Here is a 16,589-nt window from a genome sequence, read left to right as displayed (position 1 = left end):
GCTGGGGGGGGCGCCCCCGCGCGTTGGTGGGCGCCGGCGCGCCGGCCGCCCCCCCGGGCCGCGGGGGGGCCCCCCCCCCCCCCCACGTCTCGTCTACCCGGACGTTCTGTCCAGACGTTCTGCCCGGATTTTCCGCCTGGCCCCCTGCACGTTCTGCCCGGCTCCCTGTTCGCGGTTCCGTCAAGGAATGGTCGGGAATGCGCTGGCGAATGGCGCATCGTCCCTGGTCGGAGGCGTGATCACCGTAGGGTCCGTGCGCATGCGCCGATCTTGGGGATGCGGCGCGCTCGCGTTCACCGGACCTGGGGGGCATGTCTTGACGGGACGCTGGAAGATCACCGCCGCGGCGGCGGGAGTGGCCGCCGTGGGAGCGGCGGGCTGGCCGGCCGCGGGCCGCCCGGCGGCCGCCGGAACCACGCCGGGCCGCACCGGGCCCTGGGTCCTGATGGCCCAGGAGAACTTCGACCGGCCGCTGCACATCGACGGCGCACCGTGGCGCCTCGACCCGCAGGGGTCGCGCAGTCCGTGGAACGTCGACGCGTTCGACGACGACGGCGAAGCCTGGAAGAAGATGAGCGGGCCGCTGTTCGAGAAGCAGCTCGACACCCTCAACGTGTTTCGCAAACGCGTCGCGTTCGGGCGGGACGGCTGGCTGACCGCCGAGGTCGCCGCCGTCGACAAGGACCGGGACGGGCGTCCCGACTCGCGTCCGGGCGTGTCCAGCGCGTCCCTGCCGGGCGGTCAGAAGGCGGCGCGGATCTCCGAGCCCAGCTGGGACGCCGGGGTGCTGATCCGCCCCACCCGCCCGCTGCCGCCGCGCTACCGCGTGGAGATGACGCTGCGCGGCATCGACTTCGGCGGCAAGCGGCACGGCACGTTCGACTACAACGGCAGGCACAACGGCTACACGCGCGAGCCGTGCAAGACCCGTTACCCGTGGATGTTCACGGGCGCGCTACCCGGCAAGACCCGCTGCGAGTACCCGGACGTGACGAAGGAGAACGGGTTCTACTACCTGACGATCCTCGACTACGCGACCCCGGCGCCGCACGGCAACCCCGGCATCCACTACCGCCGCAAGGTCATCATGGACGGCTACTACAGCGACGACGCCCGCTGGAAGAACGCCGGGACCTGCAACCCGAAGACGGGCAAGATCTACCGGACGTTCGACGGCACCTTCAACGGCATCAACGCGCTCTTCGTGCGCGGCGACAAGTTCCGCGAGGCCGCCAACAACAACATCAGCAACGAGTACTACATCAAGACGGCCTGCGGGAACGTGTCCATGGACAAGCCCTACGGGCCGGGCGGCCGGTTCAAGGAGCACCTGGCGAGCGCCGAGATCCGGCCGGAGCTCATGCCGAAGGCCGCCTACCGGTTCGCCGTGGAGCGGGACGCCACCGGGTACACGCTCGAAATGAGCGGCCCGTTCCTGCACATCGGGCAGGCCACGCTGCGCGTCCACCACGACTTCGTGGAGGACGGGCGTCCGATCTGGCACTACAACCAGACTCCGGGCGAGTACGACGGACGCTTCGACCGCCGGCTCGTCCACAAGGGCCCCGCCGGGACGTACGTCACGGAGCACTCCTGGCCCAAGGGCTCGGCCTACCCGGACTCCTTCATCATCGGCGACCCGCACCTGAACTACTACGAGGGCGAAGCGTACGTGGACGACATCCGCCTCTACGTTCCCAAGCCCGCCAAGTAGGTCCGAGACCTCGGTGCGGCTCAGGATCACGGCCCGGGCCGGACGCCACGGCCGCGGAACTCAGCGGAGCGTCTGTGTCAGCCGGACCTCGGTCTGGTCGATCTCGCCGGTCCGGACGGTCACCGAGATCAGCCAGCGTCCGGCTGCGGTGAGCGGCGGCGTGCGGGCCGAGTAGCGGCCGGTGGCGAGCCGTTCGACCTGTGCGCCGATCGGCCCGATGCGCCGGTCGGGTTGCGTCCACGTGATGTCCAGCGCGGCCACGTCCATCGGCTTGCCGGAGCCGTCCCGGATGCCGACGGTCGAGCCGGTGAGGCCGCGCGCCCGGTTGGGCATGCGGATCACGAGGGCGCCGGACCCGGCCGGCCCGCCGGTGTCGAACGCGGTGGTCAGCGTGACCGGTTTGGCGGCGTACGCCGTCCCGGCGGGCTGCATCGACACCAGCGGTGCGGTCACCATGATGACGGCCAGCGTCCCGGCCGTCTCCACGGCCACCAGGCGGCCCAGCCGGACCGGCACGGCCGCGGTCCTGCGCCGCAGCAGCACGCGCCGGGAGAAGAAGGCGACCGCCAGCACACCGGCGACGAGCGCGAGTTTGACGAGCAGCGTTCTCCCGTAGCCGGTCGTCGTGAGCGCCTCCGGGGTCTCGACCCGCAGGCGGGCCTGGTGCAGCCCGCTGAGCGCGAGCACGCCGACGCAGCCCGCCGCGACCCACGAGAACCGCGCGGCCGCGGTGACCGCCGCCGGATCGTCGGCGCGGCCCCGCACGATCACCGCGAGCGCGATCAGGCCGCCCACCCACAGCCCCATCGCGCACACGTGCGCGGTGCCCGCCAGCGTGGTGAGCAGCGGATGCGGGCCCGCGACGGCGTGCCCGGACAGCGGCCAGGTCGCCGCGAGGGCGGCGGCCGCCACCGCGGCGCAGGCCCCGAATACCAGCCGCTGCCTGTTGTTCGACACGGGCAGCCGCGCCCACGCCCGGTGCAGGAGCAGGGGCGACAGAACCGCGATGACCGTCTGGACCGCGATCGCGCGACCGGCCGGATCGAGCACCGCCGCACGCAGCGAGGCCGGACGGAACGCCGACGCCAGACCCGTCCCGTTGACGTACGGCGTGTACAGCAGCAGGGCGCCGAGTGTGCCGGTGACCAGCGCCGCCCAACCCGCGGCCATCACCCATCGCACCCCCCGCACTTCAGGGCCCTTGCGGAAGCCGTAGGCGCAGAAGGCCGCCACGCCGGCGAGCATCGCGAAACCCGCGTACCCCAGGAAGTGCGCGACGGTGCGCAGTACCGCCACGGTCCGGACTTCGTCCGCGGCCCCGCCGCCGTCGCCTCCGCCGGCCTGGGCGGCGCTCGGGTGGCCGACCGCGAAGGTGAAGGCGCCCGCGACCGGATGGGAATCGGCCGAGACCACCCGCCAGCTCACCGTGTACGTGCCCTGCCCGGCGTCCGAGGCGCTCGGCGGGCGCACGGTCACGGTGACGGTGGAGCCCTCCTCCGATACGTCCCCGCCCACGTCCTGACCGGCGGGGCTGAGCACCCGGATGCCGCCGGGGACCGGGCGTACCGGCTCGGTGAAGGTCAGGCTCACGCGCGCCGGTGCCCCGGACACGACCTCGCCGTCGGCGGGGGTGGAGGAGCGCAGCATCGTGTGCGCGTCCGCGGGAGCGGCCAGGAAGGCGAGCGCGGTGAGGGCGAGCGCGACGAGCGCCGGCGCGAGAGCGACGGGCCGCAGCAGGAGCGGGCGGTTCATCAGTGCGACGGCCGCCGGCGGGCGAAAATCCCGGTGGCCAGCGCGAGCAGCGCGACCAGGAGTGCGGCGCCGCCGAGGACGGTGGACGCCGTGACGCCGCCATCGTCGTCGGTCTCGCTCACCGCGGCGGCGGGCGCGGTCGCCGGAGCGGCCTGCTCGGCCAGGGTGAGCGACGGCGCGGGATGCTCGGGCTTCTCTGCGCCGCTCGGTATGTCGATCCACCGGACGACGTCCGTTTCGCCGGAGGCGTCGGTGTAGGTCTGCAGCGCCTTGAAGTACAGCTTGGGGGTGCCGGTGGGCAGCGGGCCGAGCGAGACGCCGAACTGCTGGAACTGCCTCGGGGCGATCTTCCCGCCGGACCAGACGATCTTCGTGACCGCCTCGGTCACCTCCCGCTCGCCGGTCTTGATCGGCTTGTCCAGCTTGTCGACGGTGGTCTCGACCTTCCAGCCGGGGGTGGGCTGGACGAGCACGGAGGCGATCGGGTGGTCGGCGGGCAGGAACAGCTCCACCTTGGTGGTGTCGGCGTCGGGCTTCTCGTTGGGGACCCGCACGGTGATGGCCCCGTAGCCGCCGGGCTCGGCCGTGCTCGGATCGATGGTCACGTGCGCGAACGCGGTCGAGGACAGCGCCGTGAGCAGCGCGGTGGCGGTGATCGAGCCGGTGATCAGGGCGCGGCCGAGGATGGACGGGGCGGGCATGGTGCCTCCAGGGGGAGGTGCGGCATGGCACGGGGGCGGTGACTGCTATTTTTCACGAATGATCTCGTTTTTACAGGTAGTACGCCGCAAAATGCAAGTTATGCACCATTTTCCCTGGTCAAATGGGGTTGCAGATGCGGCGGCGTTGGTCGCGTCTAGTCGCCCTGCCGACCGAGGGCAGGTTTTTCACTACTCGCGTGGTTTTGGCGGCGCTACAGCCAGGCCGCCGTCGGCCGCAGGCCGGGCCAGGGGTGCGGCGGGCACTAGGCGGGCCGAGCGTGGGGCACGACGCGGGAAACCGGACAGGAATGCCCGGACGGGTCAGGCGGCGGGCGAGGCCGAGGTGGGGGCGGCGAGGTCTTCGCCGACCAGGCGCAGGCCGTCCAGGTCGTGGACGTCCTCGGCCTGGGCGGGGACCGCCGTGACCGGGACGGTCGGGTGCGTGGACGCGAAGTGGTCGCGCAGGCGCTCCTCGCGGGCCGCCAGATGCATGCGGTCGGTGTGCAACCGGAGCAGCGCCGCGGTCAGCGCGTGCTCGCCGCGTTCCTCAAGGGTCTCGGCGGCGGCCTGGCTGCGCGCCGCCGACAGCCCGTCGGCCGCGGACTCGTGGACGCGGTTCACGACGAGCCCGGCGAGCGGCATGCGCTCCTCGGCGAGGCGCTCGACGAAGTAGGACGCCTCGCGCAGCGCGTCCGGCTCGGGGGCGGCGACGACGAGGAACGCGGTTCCGGGGGTCTGCAGGAGCTTGAACGTCTTCTCGGCCCGCTCCCGGAACCCGCCGAACATCGTGTCGAACGCGGCGACGAACGTCTGCACGTCCCGCAGCAGCTGGACGCCGAGGACCTTGTTGATCGCCCCGGTGAACATGCCGAACCCGGCGCTGATCACCTTGACGCCGAAGCGGCCGCCGGTCTTGGCCGGCGCGGCGAGGATCTTCATGAAGCGGCCGTCGAGGAAGCGGCCCATGCGCTCGGGGGCGTCCAGGAAGTCCAGGGCGTTCCGGGACGGCGGCGTGTCCACGATGATGAGGTCCCAGGCGCCGGAGCGGTGCAGCTGCCCGAGCTTCTCCATCGCCATGTACTCCTGCGTGCCCGACAGGCTGGACGACAGCGACTGGTAGAAGGGGTTGGCGAGGATCTGCTTCGCCCGGTCCGGGTCGGCGTGCGCCTCGACGATCTCGTCGAAGGTGCGCTTCATGTCGAGCATCATGGCGTGCAGCTCGCCGTCGCCGCCGACCTCGATCTTGCGGGGGCTGTTGTCGAGCTCCGACAGGCCCATCGACTGGGCGAGCCGGCGCGCCGGGTCGACGGTGAGGACGACGACGTCGCGCCCCCGCTCGGCGGCGCGGACCCCGAGCGCGGCGGCCGTGGTCGTCTTCCCGACACCGCCCGACCCGCAGCACACGATGATCTTCGTGCGCGGGTCGTCGAGCAGCGCGTCGACGTCCAGGGCGGGAGGGGTCTTGCTGATCGGGCTCATCGATTCACCTCTGCCGCGGCGGTCATGCGGCTCCTGGGCGCGGAGGGCGGCGGGGTCATGCGGCGCCCTGGGCGCGGAGGGCGGCGGCCAGGTCGTAGAGGCCGGCCAGGTCCATGCCGTCCGAGAGCATCGGGAGGGTGTAGCGGGGATGGTCGACCGAGTCGAGGCGTTCCTTCTCCCGGCGCTGCAGGGCGGTGCGGCGGGCGTGGTCGGTGGCCTCGGCGGCGAGGACGGCGGCGATCTGCTCCGCGTCGTGCTCCAGCCCGGCGGCCTTCACGCCGCGGACGATCTCGTCGGTGTCGAGGGTGCCGGCGGCGGCCGCGGTGAGGTCGTCCTCGCCGAGGACGGGCTCGTGCTCCATGTTGACGATGACGCCGCCGATCGGGAGGCCGACCGCAGTGAGGTCGCGGATGCCGTCCATCGTCTCCTGGACGGGCATCTCCTCAAGGAGGGTCACGAAGTGTACGGCGGTCTCCGGGCTGCGGACGACCTTCATGACGGTGTCGGCGTGGTTCCGGACGGGGCCGACCTTGGCGAGACCGGACACTTCGTCGTTCACGTTGAGGAACTTGGTGATGCGGCCGGTGGGCGGGGCGTCCATGACGACGGCGTCGTAGATGAAGGACCCGTTCTTCCTCTTGCGGCGCACCGATTCGGAGGTCTTGCCGGTGAGGATGACGTCGCGCAGGCCGGGGGCGATGGTGGTGACGAAGTCGACGATGCCGAGCTTGGTCATCGCCTTTCCGGCGCGCTTGAGGTTGTAGAACATCTCGAGGTACTCGATGAGCGCCTCTTCGGTGTCGATGGCGAGCGCGTACACGTCCCCGCCGTCCGGGGCGACCGCGACGCGGCGCTCCTCGTACGGGAGGGGCGGGCAGTCGAAGAGCTGGGCGATGCCCTGCCGCCCTTCGACCTCGACGAGCAGGACCTTGCGTCCGCCGGCGGCCAGGGCAAGGGCGAGGGCCGCGGCGACGGTCGTCTTGCCCGTGCCGCCCTTCCCGGTGACCACATGGAGGCGTACGCCGTCCCAGTCGGTGTCTCTCGCGCTCACCCGATCGACCATATCGTTCACTCGGCAAACACTTCAGAGGGCGCCCGCCCCTGTGCAAGTGATCCCTGACACGGTTCCCCGCAAGATCATCGGTGCGAGCGTTGTACACGGGCGTGCCCGCGCGGTTAGCTGGGAAACGTGAGCCGTCCACGGGCGGTTCCGTCCGGATCTTCGCGGGTCCGGAGTTCAGCCGGTGTCCGGGTGACCCCCGGGCGCTGGCCGCCCACGTGAGAAAGGTGGCCGTGATGGAAGCGGTGGCCCTCATCATTGTGCTGATCGTCGTCGTCGGGGGGCTCATCGTCCTGGCGTCGTCGATCCGCGTCGTACAGCAGTTCGAGAACGGGATCGTGTTCCGGTTCGGCCAGGTGCAGCGGGGCGGGCAACTGCGTCCCGGCGCCGTGCGCCAGCCCGGCCTGACCGCGATCGTGCCGATCGTCGAGCGATTGCAGAAGGTCAGCCAGCAGACGATCACGATGGGTGTGCCGGCGCAGGACGGCATCACCCAGGACAACGTGAGCGTCCGCGTCGACGCGGTCGTCTATTTCCGGGTGGTCGACTCGGTGAAGGCGATCGTGAACGTCCACAACTACGGGTACGCGATCTCGCAGGTGGCGCAGACGTCGCTGCGGTCGGTCATCGGCCAGGCCGACATGCAGGAGCTGCTCGGCGAGCGCGAGAAGATCAACGCCCGGCTGCGGGTGATCATCGACGAGATCACCGAGGGGCCGTGGGGCATCCTGATCGAGCGGGTCGAGATCAAGGACGTCTCGCTGCCCGAGGGGATGAAGCGGTCGATGGCCCGGGAGGCCGAGGCGGAGCGCGAGCGCCGCGCCCGCATCATCACCGCGGACGGCGAGTTCCAGGCGTCCAAGCGCCTCGCCGCCGCCGCGGAGATCATGTCGCAGGACCCGGCGGCCCTCCAGCTGCGTCTGCTGCAGACGGTCGTGGAGGTGTCGGCCGAGAAGAACAGCACGCTGGTCATGCCGCTGCCGGTCGAGATCCTGCGGTTCTTCGACAAGGTCGCGGGCGGCTCCGGATCCTCCGGGGACGGCGGCGGCGACAAGCTCGACCTCGGGGAGCGGCTCGCCAAGGCCGAGCAGGAGCTCGCCAAGGCGGCGGAGCAGCCGTCGACGCTGGCGTCGGCGGAGAACGTCCCGCCGGTCATCGGCCTGGACGAGCCGAAGCGCGAGTCCTCGCAGTCCGGCGAGTCGCCGTCCGGCGACCCGCGCGGCATCACGAGCGGTGACCCCGGGACCGGTCCGCAGCCCGGAGAACGGCAGAGCTGACCTCCGGCCCGGGGCCGCCGGTCGCACCCGGCGGCGCCGGAGGCCGGACCGGCCAAGGTCAGGGGATCAGGACCAGCCGGCCCCGGAGGGCACCGGACTCCAGGCGGGCGTGCGCCTTGCGGGCTTCCGCCAGCGGGAGCGTGTCGGCCACACGGAGCGTCAGCCGGCCCTGGTCCACCAGCTCGACGAGCGCGGCGAGCTGGGCGGCGTCGGCGCGGATCCACGCGCTGCGGACGGTGATCCCGCGCAGCGGCACCGGGATGGCCGGGCCGCCGTTGACGGCCGCGAACGTCCCGCCGTTGCGGACGGCGTCGAGCGCCGGCGCGGCGAGGAGGGCGGCGTCCACGGCCCCGTCGACGCCGCCGGGGACGAGCGGCCGGACCGCGTCCGCGAGGTGGGCGCCGCGGGGCACGAACATCTCCGCGCCGAGGCCCCGCACCAGCGTCTCGTCCGCCGCGGAGGCGGCGGCGACGACGCGGAGCCCGCGGTGCGCGGCGAGTTCGACGGCGTAGCCGCCGACGGCGCCGGCCGCACCCGTGACCAGCAGCGTCGCCCCGGACGGCAGGTCGAGGAGGTCGAGTGCCTGCAGGGCCGTGAGGCCGTTGAGCGGCAGCGTCGCCGCCTCGGCCGGGGAGGCCGAGCGGGGTGCGCGGGCGACGGCGGACGCGTCGAGGACGATCTTCTCCGCGTAGCCGGCCAGCGGCACGTCCAGCCGGTCCTGCAGGCCGATGACCTGGTCGCCGGGTGCGTGCCCCGCGACGCCGGGGCCGACCGCGTCGATCGTGCCGGCGACGTCCATGCCGATGCCGAACGCAGGCCGTGCGTCGAAGGACATCAGCCCGGCGGCGGCCAGGGCTCCCGCACGGACGGCCGCGTCGACCGGGTTGACCGCGGCGGCGGCCAGCCTGATCCGTACCTGGCCCGGTCCCGGGGCGGGCTCCGGGACATCGGCCTCCTCCAGTGCGTCCGGTCCGCCGGGTGCCTTGACGATGATCGCGCGCATGCCGGAACTCCTCGTGAAACGGCGTGGGTGTCGCGGGGAGAACCCCCGCACTGATCACTGTCGCCGGAACAGCGCGCGGCCGGAAGAAGTTACTTCCGGGTGCGTTCGGCACCCGGAGGTGAGCCCCAGCATGGCCACGATGACGGCGGCGCAGCGCCGCGAGCAGGAGAGGGCGGCGTTCGGCGCCTTCATGGAGACGTGCCCGATGAACCAGCTGCTGGGCATCGTCGGCAGGCAGTGGAGCACGATGATCCTCTGGGAGCTGGCGGCGGGCCCGCGCAGGTACGCCGAGGTGGGCCGGGCCATGCCGGGCGTCAGCGCGAAGATGCTCACGCAGACGCTGCGCTCCCTCGAGCGGGACGGCTTCGTGGCGCGGACGGTCACGCCGTCCGTCCCGGTTCAGGTCGAGTACGCGCTGACGCCGCTCGGCGACCGGATCGTCCCGCTCATCGCCACGATGATCGACTGGGCGAACCAGCACATCGACGGCGTCCACGCCGCCCGCGCGCACCACGACGCGGCCTCGGCCTGACCGGACGTCCGGGCGGTCGGCGAAAGGCGGGCTCGAACGGGGTTCCAGTGGGGTCATCGCTAGGGTGACTGCCATGAAGAAGTGGGAGTACGCGACCGTTCCGCTGCTGGTGCACGCGACCAAGCAGATCCTTGACAACTGGGGGCAGGACGGGTGGGAGCTCGTCACCGTCCTGCCGGGGCCGAACCCGGAGAACCTGGTGGCCTACTTCAAGCGCGAAGTCCAGTCGTAGCGAACCGCCCCTAACGGCGAACGCCCTCAACGAGGAGGAGTGGTCATGAGCACGCCCGAAGAGCGGCTGCGGGAACTGGGGATCGAGCTGCCGGACGTCGTCCCGCCGGTCGCGTCGTACGTCGCGACGGCCCGGACGGGCTCGCTGGTCTACACGGCGGGCCAGATCCCGCTGGTGAAGGGCGAGCTGGGCGCCACCGGGAAGGTGGGCGCGGAGGTCAGCGCGGAGGAGGCGGCGAAGCAGGCGCGGATCTGCGCGCTGAACGCGATCGCGGCGCTGAAGGCGGAGGTCGGCGAGCTGTCGCAGGTCGTCCGGATCGTGAAGGTCGTCGGGTTCGTCGCCAGTGCCCCGGACTTCACCGGGCAGCCGCAGGTGGTCAACGGGGCGAGCGACCTGCTGGCCGAGGTGTTCGGGGACGCGGGCAAGCACGCGCGCAGCGCCGTGGGCGTCGCCGTCCTGCCCCGGGACGTGCCCGTCGAGGTGGAGCTCATCGCCGAGGTCCGGTAGGACCAGGCTTGACGGAATGCCATTCGGTATGTCCGAATGACACGCCATGAGCACTGTGCACGGGCTGAAGCTGCCGGAGAGCTTCCGGGATCGGATCGAGGACATCCGGGCGGGCCGGGCCGAGCCCGTCCCCGCCCGGCATGCGGCGACCGTCGTCGTGCTCCGCGACCACGACGAGCACGGCCTGCAGGCGTTCATGCTGCGCCGCGTCCGGTCGATGGCGTTCGCGCCCGGCGCCTACGTGTTCCCGGGCGGGTCGGTCGATCCGCGCGACGGCGAGGCCGAGCTGGCGTGGTGCGGTCCGGCGCCCGCCGCGTGGGGTTCGGCGTTCAAGGCGGACGAGACGGTGGCCCGCGAGCTGGTGTGCGCGGCGGTCCGCGAGACGTTCGAGGAGACGCTCGTCCTGCTCGCCGGGCCGACCTCCGACACCGTCGTCGACGACACGCGCGGCGACGAGTGGGAGGCCGACCGGCAGGCGCTGCTGGACCGCTCCCAGTCGTTCGGCGGGTTCCTGGACCGGCGCGGGCTCGTCCTGCGCGCCGACCTGCTGCGCCCGTGGGCGCACTGGATCACCCCGGCGATCGAGCCGAAGCGCTACGACACCCGCTTCTTCGTCGCCGCGATGCCGCCGGGGCAGCGGGCGCGGGACGTCAGCACCGAGGCCGACCAGGTCGCCTGGGTACGCCCGGCGGAGGCGGCCGAGCGCGCGGAGAAGGGCGAGTGGATGATGCTGCCGCCGACGATCGCGACGCTGGCGGAGCTGGCCGGGTTCGACACGGTCGCGGACGTGCTGGCCGCGCCGCGCGAGATCGTCGTGCACGAGCCGACCGCGGAGATCATCGACGGCGAGGCGTACCTCGTCCTGCCGGACGGCGTCGGACGGCACTACGGGCTGGGCTGACCCGTGCCGCACGGAATGCCCCGCTCCCAGGCCCTCATGTGGCGGCTGGCCGGTACGTCGGCGCTGCGGCATCTCGACCGTTTCGGCTGGAACCCGGTCCGGCACCCCGACCGGGCCTCGGGCAGGATGGGGGATATGACCGAGATTGACGGGATGGGTACCGAACGGGCGACCTGCGTGCTCGCTCCGAACCCGTCCGCCATGACCCTGGACGGCACGAACACCTGGATCATCGCCGAGCCGGGAGCGGACGAGGCCGTCGTCGTCGATCCCGGGCCGAAGGACGGCAAGCACCTCAAGCACGTCCTGGACGTCATCGAGGCGCAGGGCCGGAGGGTGGGGCTCGTCCTGCTCACCCACGGCCACCCCGACCACTCGGCGGGCGCCGGGAAGTTCGCGAAACTGGCCGGAGGCCCGGTCAAGGTGCGGGCGCTCGACCCCAAGCACCGGCTCGGCGACGAGGGGCTCGCCGAGGGGGACGTCGTCACCACCGGCGGCCTGGAGTTGCGGATCATGGAGACGCCGGGCCACAGCGACGACTCGCTGACCTTCTGGCTGCCGGCGGACGGCGCCGTCCTCACCGGCGACACCGTGCTCGGGTACGGGACGACCGTGGTGGAGGGCAGCCTCGGCGACTACCTCGGCTCCCTGGACCGGCTCCGCAGGTTCTCCGCCGATGTCGAGGCCGCCACAATCCTCCCCGGCCACGGCCCCAAGCTGGACGACCCGATCGCCGTCCTCGACCACTACATCGACCATCGCCGCGAGCGCCTCGCCCAGGTCGAGGCGGCCGTGGAGGCCGGGGCGCGCACCGCCCGCGAGGTCGTCGAACGCGTCTACGCCGACGTCGACAGGTCGCTGTGGCCCGCGGCGGAATGGTCCGTCCAGGCGCAGCTCGACTACCTCGACTCGCGCCGGTGACCCCGGCGGCGCCGCCGATGCCGTGCGCGCCGGGGGTCCAACGCTGAGCGCCGCGTCGTCGGACGCCTGGCGTTGGACGCGGGCGTGCCTACTTGGAGCGCTTGCGGAGGCGTTCGATGTCGAGGATGACGACGGCGCGCGCCTCGATGCGCAGCCAGTTGCGCTGGGCGAAGTCCGCGAGCGCCTTGTTGACCGTCTCGCGGGAGGCGCCGACGAGTTGCGCCAGTTCCTCCTGGGTGAGGTCGTGGTGGACGTGCAGCCCCGCCTCGGACGGCTGGCCGAAGCGCTCCGCGAGGTCGAGCAGCGCCTTGGCGACGCGGCCGGGGACGTCGGTGAAGACCAGGTCGGCCATCACGTCGTTGGTCTTGCGGAGCCGCTGGGCCAGCGCGCGCAGCAGCTGGACGGCGACCTCGGGGTGCCCGGTGAGCCAGGGCCGCAGGTCGTCGTGGCCGAGCCCGGCGAGGCGGCACTCGGTGACGGCGATGGCGCTCGCGGTCCGGGGGCGCGGGTCGAACAGCGACAGCTCGCCGAACATCTCGCTCGGGCCGAGCACGCTCAGCAGGTTCTCCCTCCCGTCCGGCGCCGTCCGGGTCAGCTTGATCTTGCCTTCCAGGACCACGTACAGGCGGTCCCCGGTCTCCCCCTCGTTGAACAGCGTCTGACCGCGCGCGAGCCGCGCCTCGGTCACGTTGGCGCGCAGCGCCTTGGCGCCCTGCTCGTCGAGGGCCTCGAAGAGCGGGGCTCTGCTCAGAACGTCCACGTCGCGATCGGTCACGCTTCTCCTCCTCGAACACCTACATGACTAGTGTGACGTACGTCCCACCGCGTGCGTGAAGGCAGGGTCACGGCGCGCCGAAACGCGGGACCGGGGGGTACTGCGTCCCACGGCGGTCATGGTCCCGTTTGCCCAGTGTACGGACCACCGGGTGAATGCCATCACAGCGGTCTCATCACCTGATTAAGGGACGAGCCAGGCGGGTAGCGTGCGTGCCTTACCCTGAGCGGATGCAGAGCTCGGTGTCCGGCCCCACGCCGCGCCGGCTTCCGCGGGGCCGCCACGCGCTGTCCCGCGCGGAGGTCGAGCGGGTGCACCGCGACCGCCTCTGCGGGGCCATGGCCGAGGCCATGGCGGAGAAAGGATACGTCGGAACCTCGGTTGAGGACGTCCTCAAACGGGCCCGGGTGTCCAGGCAGAGCTTCTACGGGCTGTTCTCGTCCAAGCTCGACTGCTTCATGGCCGCGTTCGACAAGGCGAGCGAGCTGCTCAGCCGCCGCCTGGAAGGCGCCGTGGGGAACACCGGAGGCGGCCAGGGCGACCCGGCGGCCCGGTTCGAGCAGGTCGTGACCGCCTACCTGGACGCGCTGGCGTCCGAACCGGGGTACGCGCGATTGTTCCTGGTGGAGGTGTACGCGGCCGGTCCGGAGGCCATCCGGCAGCGGTCCGAGATACAGCGAGCGCTGGCCGAGGCACTCGCGGGCCTCATGGGCGTGACCGGGCCGGAGGGCGAGTTCGCCTGCCAGGTCGTCGTGGGGGCGGTGAGCTCGATGGTGACGCCCGCGATCGCGGCGGGCGACATGGAGGCGTTGCGGGCCATCGGGCCCCCGATCATCGACCATGTGCGCCTGCTCGTCCGGTCGGGAGCCCTGGACGCCGACTAGCGCGTGGTGATGCTCACCCGCGTGGTGGTGACGCTGTGTGCGCGTGGGAGCGTGACAGTGAGCCGCCCGGACGGCCCGGCTGTCGTCTTGATGACCCGGTGCGTCCAGCCCTGCGTCACGCGGAGTACGGCACGGGTGCCCGGACGGTAGGACGCGGGTGTCGTGACCGTGGCGGTTCCAGCGGCCCGCAGCGTGAAACCCGTCCTGGACGCCTTGGAGAGCGCGCTGAACTCCTGGGCCTTGCGCCGCTTGAGCGCGACCGTCCAGCCCCACTGCGACCAGTTCCGGTCGATCGATCGGTAGGAGGTCTTCGCGGGCGGACGCGGCGGGTCGGCGAACGTCCGCATCAGCGGGCCGATGTGCTGCCGCAGGTCACGCGCCCAGTACGGGAACGTGTGGGTACCGAACACGTAGTCGGTGTAGCGGCTCGGGATCTTCAGCTCGTCCAGCCGCCGGTGGAAGCTGACCGTGGAGAAGTGCGTGAGGGCCTCGATGCCGATGGCGGCGGGATCGGGCGCCGGCGGGTCGAGCGGCCCGGGGATGCCGGTCGCGGTGTAGAGCGCGATCCGCATGCCGCGCAGGTTGGTCGCGAGGCTGGCGGGGTCGTGGCCGCGCCAGTTGATCCCGTCCGCGAGCCGGTTGCCGAAGATCGCGTCCGGGCCGACCCCGTCGAGCGCGACCGCGATGTAGGAGACGACGGCGGCCGCGCCGACCGCGGACACCGGGTCGTAGGCGATGTCGGGCGCCCCGGAGAACGACGCGGCGGACACGAACAGCCCGGGATGCCGGGACGCGTAGCTCATCGCCCCGAACCCGCCCTGGGACAGCCCGGCGACCGCCCTGCCCTCGCGGCGGGCGACCGTGCGCAGGTTGCGGTCGATCCACGGGATCAGCTGGCCGACGTGGAAGGTCTCCCACTTCGACGGCCCGAGTTCGGTGCTCGGGTCGGCCCAGTCGGTGAACCAGCCGCCGCCGTTGCCGTCGAAGCCCGCGTCCGGCATGACGGTGATCAGCGGCCGTCCGGCGGTCGTCTTCTCCGCGTCGCCCGCGTCGACCCAGTCGGAGGCGCGTCCGGACGTCCCGTGGAACAGGTAGAGGACCGGGTACCGCGCGCTCGCCCGCCGCTCGTAACCGGTCGGCAGCAGGATGCGGACGTCGACGGCACGCCCCAGCGCGGCCGTGCTCACCCGCACAGCGTACTGCCGGTCGTCGATACGCCGCACTTTCACGACGTGGATGCCGCCGCCGTCCGTGAACCGGACGCCGCGCTCTGCGGCCTGCGCGGGCGCGACGAGCCCGGCGGACGCCGTGATGAGGGCCAGGAGTACCGCGGTGAGGGGAACTGGGCGCATGACGGTGACCTCGTCGGCTCGATGGGGGAAACGAGTTGGGTCAGGGGCGGCGGGGGTGGTCGGGTTGGATGCGCAGGGTCGTGATCAGGGTGGCGAGCATCTCGTAGTGGGCGACGAGCGTGGTCAGCTCCACGCACTCGCCCGGGGTGAGGTGGGCGCGGAGGCGTGTCCAGGTCTCGTCGTCCAGGTCCTGGTCGGAGTGCAGCCCGTCGGCGGCGGCGAGGATCGCCTGCTCGCGCGGCGTCCAGCCCTCGGCGGACGGGCCGTCCTTCACCCGCTCGACGTCCCGCCTGCGCACGCCGGAGCGGCCGGCGATGCGGACATGGTGGTCGAACTCGTAGCGGCAGTCGCGCAGGTGCGCGACGCGGAGGATCACCAGTTCGGTCTCGCGGCGCGGCAGGGTGCCGCCGGGCATGAGCCGCCCGGCGAACCACAGCCAGCCGTGGAACAGGCCGCGGCGGCGCGCCAGCGTCAGGAACAGGTTGGGCGGGCCGGTCCCGGCCACGAGCCCCGCGGCCCGGCAGACGAGCCAGTTCACGACCCCGACGTCGCGGCGGCCGCCCGGGGGGACGCGCGGCGTCGTCACCGGTCGGAGTCCGGTTGCGGAGTGGTCAGTTCGACCTGTTCCTTGCGCGCGATGTCCAGAACGTGGCGCAGCCCGCGCTGGGTGACGGCGTCGACGACCGGTTGCGCGACCATGCGGACCGGCAGGACGCCGCCGACCCACCAGGGAGCGACGACGCGCTTGGAACGGCGCGCGATCCCGCGTTCCAGTGCGTCGATCCCCACCTTCAACGGCGTGACCGCCGAGATGAGGTTGCTCGCACGGCCCGAGTTCGTCAGTGCCGACGCGGCCTCGGTGCCGAACCCGCGCCGCGTCATGTCGGTGTCGAGTTCGGCGAAGTAGGCGACGCCGGCCTTCGCGCCCCACGGCCTCAGCTCGGCCCTGAGTGTGTTGCCCAGCGCCTCGACCGCCGCCTTGGACGCGCTGTACGCACCGAGCAGGGGTGCCTGGACGGCCGCCGCCAGCGACGCGACGGCCAGCGCGTAACCGCGCTCATGGCTGATGTGCGGGCCGGCCGCCCGGAGCGTGTTGTAGACGCCCAGCACGTTCACCCGCAGGCTCTGCTCCAGGACGGCCGGGTCGCCGCCGATGATGGGCATCTGCGCGGCCACACCCGCGTTGGCCACGACCACGTCCAGGCCGCCGAGCTCCCGGGCCGCGAGGGCCGCGACCTCCTCGACCCGGCCGCGGTCGGTCACGTCGCACGTCCACCAGGGGGCGGATCCGCAGTCCGCGGCGACGGCGGCGAGCAGGTCGGGTTCCAGGCCGGCGAGGGCGACGCGTGCGCCGCGCTCGTGCAGCCGGGCGGCGAGGGCCGCGCCGATGCCCCGCGCCGCGCCGGTGATCAGGACCCGCCGTCCGGCGAGCGTCGCCGGCCACGGGGACGAGTCCCACCGGAAGGAGTCAAGGATCATCCTCCGACTCTAGCATTAAT

The 16,589-nt window shown here is 72.4% G+C and carries 17 protein-coding genes; 8 read left to right on the top strand and 9 right to left on the bottom strand.

What is annotated here, in order from left to right; all coding sequences use genetic code 11:
- Nucleotides 1-316 precede the first annotated feature (316 nt).
- Nucleotides 317-1,714, top strand: coding sequence for a hypothetical protein (locus ABZ806_RS13475; protein WP_500217298.1), 1,398 nt, complete (start codon nt 317-319; stop codon nt 1,712-1,714).
- Nucleotides 1,715-1,774: 60 nt separating this feature from the next.
- Here the strand turns inward: ABZ806_RS13475 and ABZ806_RS13470 are convergent, their stop codons facing one another.
- From ABZ806_RS13470 to bagA, 4 genes are all read right to left on the bottom strand, one after another.
- The gene (locus ABZ806_RS13470) at nt 1,775-3,466 is read right to left on the bottom strand and encodes a copper resistance CopC/CopD family protein (RefSeq protein WP_500217296.1); all 1,692 of its coding nucleotides are present in this window, start codon (nt 3,464-3,466) and stop codon (nt 1,775-1,777) included.
- Nucleotides 3,466-4,167 (bottom strand): YcnI family copper-binding membrane protein, encoded by a 702-nt coding sequence (locus ABZ806_RS13465; protein ID WP_500217294.1) that lies wholly within the window; start codon nt 4,165-4,167, stop codon nt 3,466-3,468. Before ABZ806_RS13465 ends, ABZ806_RS13470 begins: the two co-directional genes overlap by 1 nt.
- A gap of 321 nt (nt 4,168-4,488) precedes the next feature.
- On the bottom strand, nt 4,489-5,646 hold the full coding sequence (gene bagB, locus ABZ806_RS13460) for an ATPase BagB (protein WP_500217293.1): 1,158 nt from the start codon (nt 5,644-5,646) through the stop codon (nt 4,489-4,491).
- Between the two features lie 55 nt (nt 5,647-5,701).
- The gene (bagA, locus tag ABZ806_RS13455) at nt 5,702-6,697 is read right to left on the bottom strand and encodes an ATPase BagA (protein ID WP_500217291.1); all 996 of its coding nucleotides are present in this window, start codon (nt 6,695-6,697) and stop codon (nt 5,702-5,704) included.
- 245 nt (nt 6,698-6,942) lie between these two features.
- Between bagA and ABZ806_RS13450 the strand changes: the two genes are divergently transcribed.
- Entirely contained in the window at nt 6,943-7,983 is a 1,041-nt protein-coding gene (locus ABZ806_RS13450; RefSeq protein WP_500217289.1) for a slipin family protein, read from the top strand.
- 58 nt (nt 7,984-8,041) lie between these two features.
- On the opposite strand, the gene ABZ806_RS13445 is transcribed toward ABZ806_RS13450, so the two are convergent.
- Nucleotides 8,042-8,986, bottom strand: a complete 945-nt coding sequence (locus ABZ806_RS13445; RefSeq protein ID WP_500217287.1) for an NADP-dependent oxidoreductase — start codon at nt 8,984-8,986, stop codon at nt 8,042-8,044.
- A gap of 130 nt (nt 8,987-9,116) precedes the next feature.
- On the opposite strand from ABZ806_RS13445, the gene ABZ806_RS13440 reads away from it, so the two are divergent.
- From ABZ806_RS13440 to ABZ806_RS13420, 5 genes are all read left to right on the top strand, one after another.
- The gene (locus ABZ806_RS13440) at nt 9,117-9,518 is read left to right on the top strand and encodes a winged helix-turn-helix transcriptional regulator (protein ID WP_500217285.1); all 402 of its coding nucleotides are present in this window, start codon (nt 9,117-9,119) and stop codon (nt 9,516-9,518) included.
- A 73-nt stretch (nt 9,519-9,591) separates the two neighbouring features.
- Nucleotides 9,592-9,750 carry a Sp36 family protein gene (gene sp36, locus ABZ806_RS13435; RefSeq protein ID WP_021591512.1) on the top strand — a complete coding sequence of 53 codons (159 nt, stop codon included), beginning with the start codon at nt 9,592-9,594 and terminating at the stop codon, nt 9,748-9,750.
- A 45-nt stretch (nt 9,751-9,795) separates the two neighbouring features.
- Nucleotides 9,796-10,257 carry a RidA family protein gene (locus tag ABZ806_RS13430; RefSeq protein ID WP_500217283.1) on the top strand — a complete coding sequence of 154 codons (462 nt, stop codon included), beginning with the start codon at nt 9,796-9,798 and terminating at the stop codon, nt 10,255-10,257.
- A 46-nt stretch (nt 10,258-10,303) separates the two neighbouring features.
- Nucleotides 10,304-11,158: an NUDIX hydrolase gene (locus tag ABZ806_RS13425; RefSeq protein ID WP_500217281.1), complete on the top strand. Its 855-nt coding sequence runs from the start codon at nt 10,304-10,306 to the stop codon at nt 11,156-11,158.
- Nucleotides 11,159-11,293: 135 nt separating this feature from the next.
- Complete coding sequence (locus ABZ806_RS13420; RefSeq protein ID WP_500217279.1) at nt 11,294-12,079, top strand: MBL fold metallo-hydrolase; 786 nt, start codon at nt 11,294-11,296, stop codon at nt 12,077-12,079.
- Between the two features lie 88 nt (nt 12,080-12,167).
- Here the strand turns inward: ABZ806_RS13420 and ABZ806_RS13415 are convergent, their stop codons facing one another.
- A complete protein-coding gene (locus ABZ806_RS13415; protein WP_131935942.1) occupies nt 12,168-12,854 on the bottom strand; it encodes a Crp/Fnr family transcriptional regulator in 687 nt (228 codons plus the stop codon).
- A gap of 230 nt (nt 12,855-13,084) precedes the next feature.
- Between ABZ806_RS13415 and ABZ806_RS13410 the strand changes: the two genes are divergently transcribed.
- Entirely contained in the window at nt 13,085-13,738 is a 654-nt protein-coding gene (locus ABZ806_RS13410) for a TetR/AcrR family transcriptional regulator (protein WP_500217277.1), read from the top strand.
- On the opposite strand, the gene ABZ806_RS13405 is transcribed toward ABZ806_RS13410, so the two are convergent.
- From ABZ806_RS13405 to ABZ806_RS13395, 3 genes are read right to left on the bottom strand one after another with little or no spacing between them, the layout of a single operon-like run.
- The gene (locus ABZ806_RS13405) at nt 13,735-15,090 is read right to left on the bottom strand and encodes an alpha/beta hydrolase (RefSeq protein ID WP_500217275.1); all 1,356 of its coding nucleotides are present in this window, start codon (nt 15,088-15,090) and stop codon (nt 13,735-13,737) included. The two genes, ABZ806_RS13410 and ABZ806_RS13405, sit on opposite strands and share 4 nt — an antisense overlap.
- Before the next feature lie 40 nt (nt 15,091-15,130).
- Entirely contained in the window at nt 15,131-15,676 is a 546-nt protein-coding gene (locus ABZ806_RS13400; protein WP_500217273.1) for a carboxymuconolactone decarboxylase family protein, read from the bottom strand.
- Nucleotides 15,673-16,569 carry an SDR family NAD(P)-dependent oxidoreductase gene (locus ABZ806_RS13395; protein ID WP_500217271.1) on the bottom strand — a complete coding sequence of 299 codons (897 nt, stop codon included), beginning with the start codon at nt 16,567-16,569 and terminating at the stop codon, nt 15,673-15,675. The genes ABZ806_RS13400 and ABZ806_RS13395 overlap by 4 nt, the downstream gene beginning before the upstream one ends.
- Nucleotides 16,570-16,589: the final 20 nt, after the last annotated feature.

This window comes from Spirillospora sp. NPDC047418 (assembly GCF_040643275.1).
In the GTDB taxonomy this organism is placed as follows: Bacteria; Actinomycetota; Actinomycetes; order Streptosporangiales; family Streptosporangiaceae; genus Spirillospora.
The sequence above is the reverse complement of the archived record's forward strand: the minus strand, read 5'-3'. Positions and strand labels throughout refer to the sequence as shown.

What these genes read in the sequence shown, in the direction of transcription:
- ABZ806_RS13470 (WP_500217296.1), bottom strand. Translation starts at nt 3,466, where the DNA reads ATGAACCGCCCGCTCCTGCTGCGGCCCGTCGCTCTCGCGCCGGCGCTC.
- ABZ806_RS13465 (WP_500217294.1), bottom strand. Translation starts at nt 4,167, where the DNA reads ATGCCCGCCCCGTCCATCCTCGGCCGCGCCCTGATCACCGGCTCGATC.
- bagB (WP_500217293.1), bottom strand. Translation starts at nt 5,646, where the DNA reads ATGAGCCCGATCAGCAAGACCCCTCCCGCCCTGGACGTCGACGCGCTG.
- ABZ806_RS13450 (WP_500217289.1), top strand. Translation starts at nt 6,943, where the DNA reads ATGGAAGCGGTGGCCCTCATCATTGTGCTGATCGTCGTCGTCGGGGGG.
- ABZ806_RS13445 (WP_500217287.1), bottom strand. Translation starts at nt 8,986, where the DNA reads ATGCGCGCGATCATCGTCAAGGCACCCGGCGGACCGGACGCACTGGAG.
- ABZ806_RS13440 (WP_500217285.1), top strand. Translation starts at nt 9,117, where the DNA reads ATGGCCACGATGACGGCGGCGCAGCGCCGCGAGCAGGAGAGGGCGGCG.
- sp36 (WP_021591512.1), top strand. Translation starts at nt 9,592, where the DNA reads ATGAAGAAGTGGGAGTACGCGACCGTTCCGCTGCTGGTGCACGCGACC.
- ABZ806_RS13430 (WP_500217283.1), top strand. Translation starts at nt 9,796, where the DNA reads ATGAGCACGCCCGAAGAGCGGCTGCGGGAACTGGGGATCGAGCTGCCG.
- ABZ806_RS13425 (WP_500217281.1), top strand. Translation starts at nt 10,304, where the DNA reads ATGAGCACTGTGCACGGGCTGAAGCTGCCGGAGAGCTTCCGGGATCGG.
- ABZ806_RS13420 (WP_500217279.1), top strand. Translation starts at nt 11,294, where the DNA reads ATGACCGAGATTGACGGGATGGGTACCGAACGGGCGACCTGCGTGCTC.
- ABZ806_RS13410 (WP_500217277.1), top strand. Translation starts at nt 13,085, where the DNA reads ATGCAGAGCTCGGTGTCCGGCCCCACGCCGCGCCGGCTTCCGCGGGGC.
- ABZ806_RS13405 (WP_500217275.1), bottom strand. Translation starts at nt 15,090, where the DNA reads ATGCGCCCAGTTCCCCTCACCGCGGTACTCCTGGCCCTCATCACGGCG.
- ABZ806_RS13395 (WP_500217271.1), bottom strand. Translation starts at nt 16,569, where the DNA reads ATGATCCTTGACTCCTTCCGGTGGGACTCGTCCCCGTGGCCGGCGACG.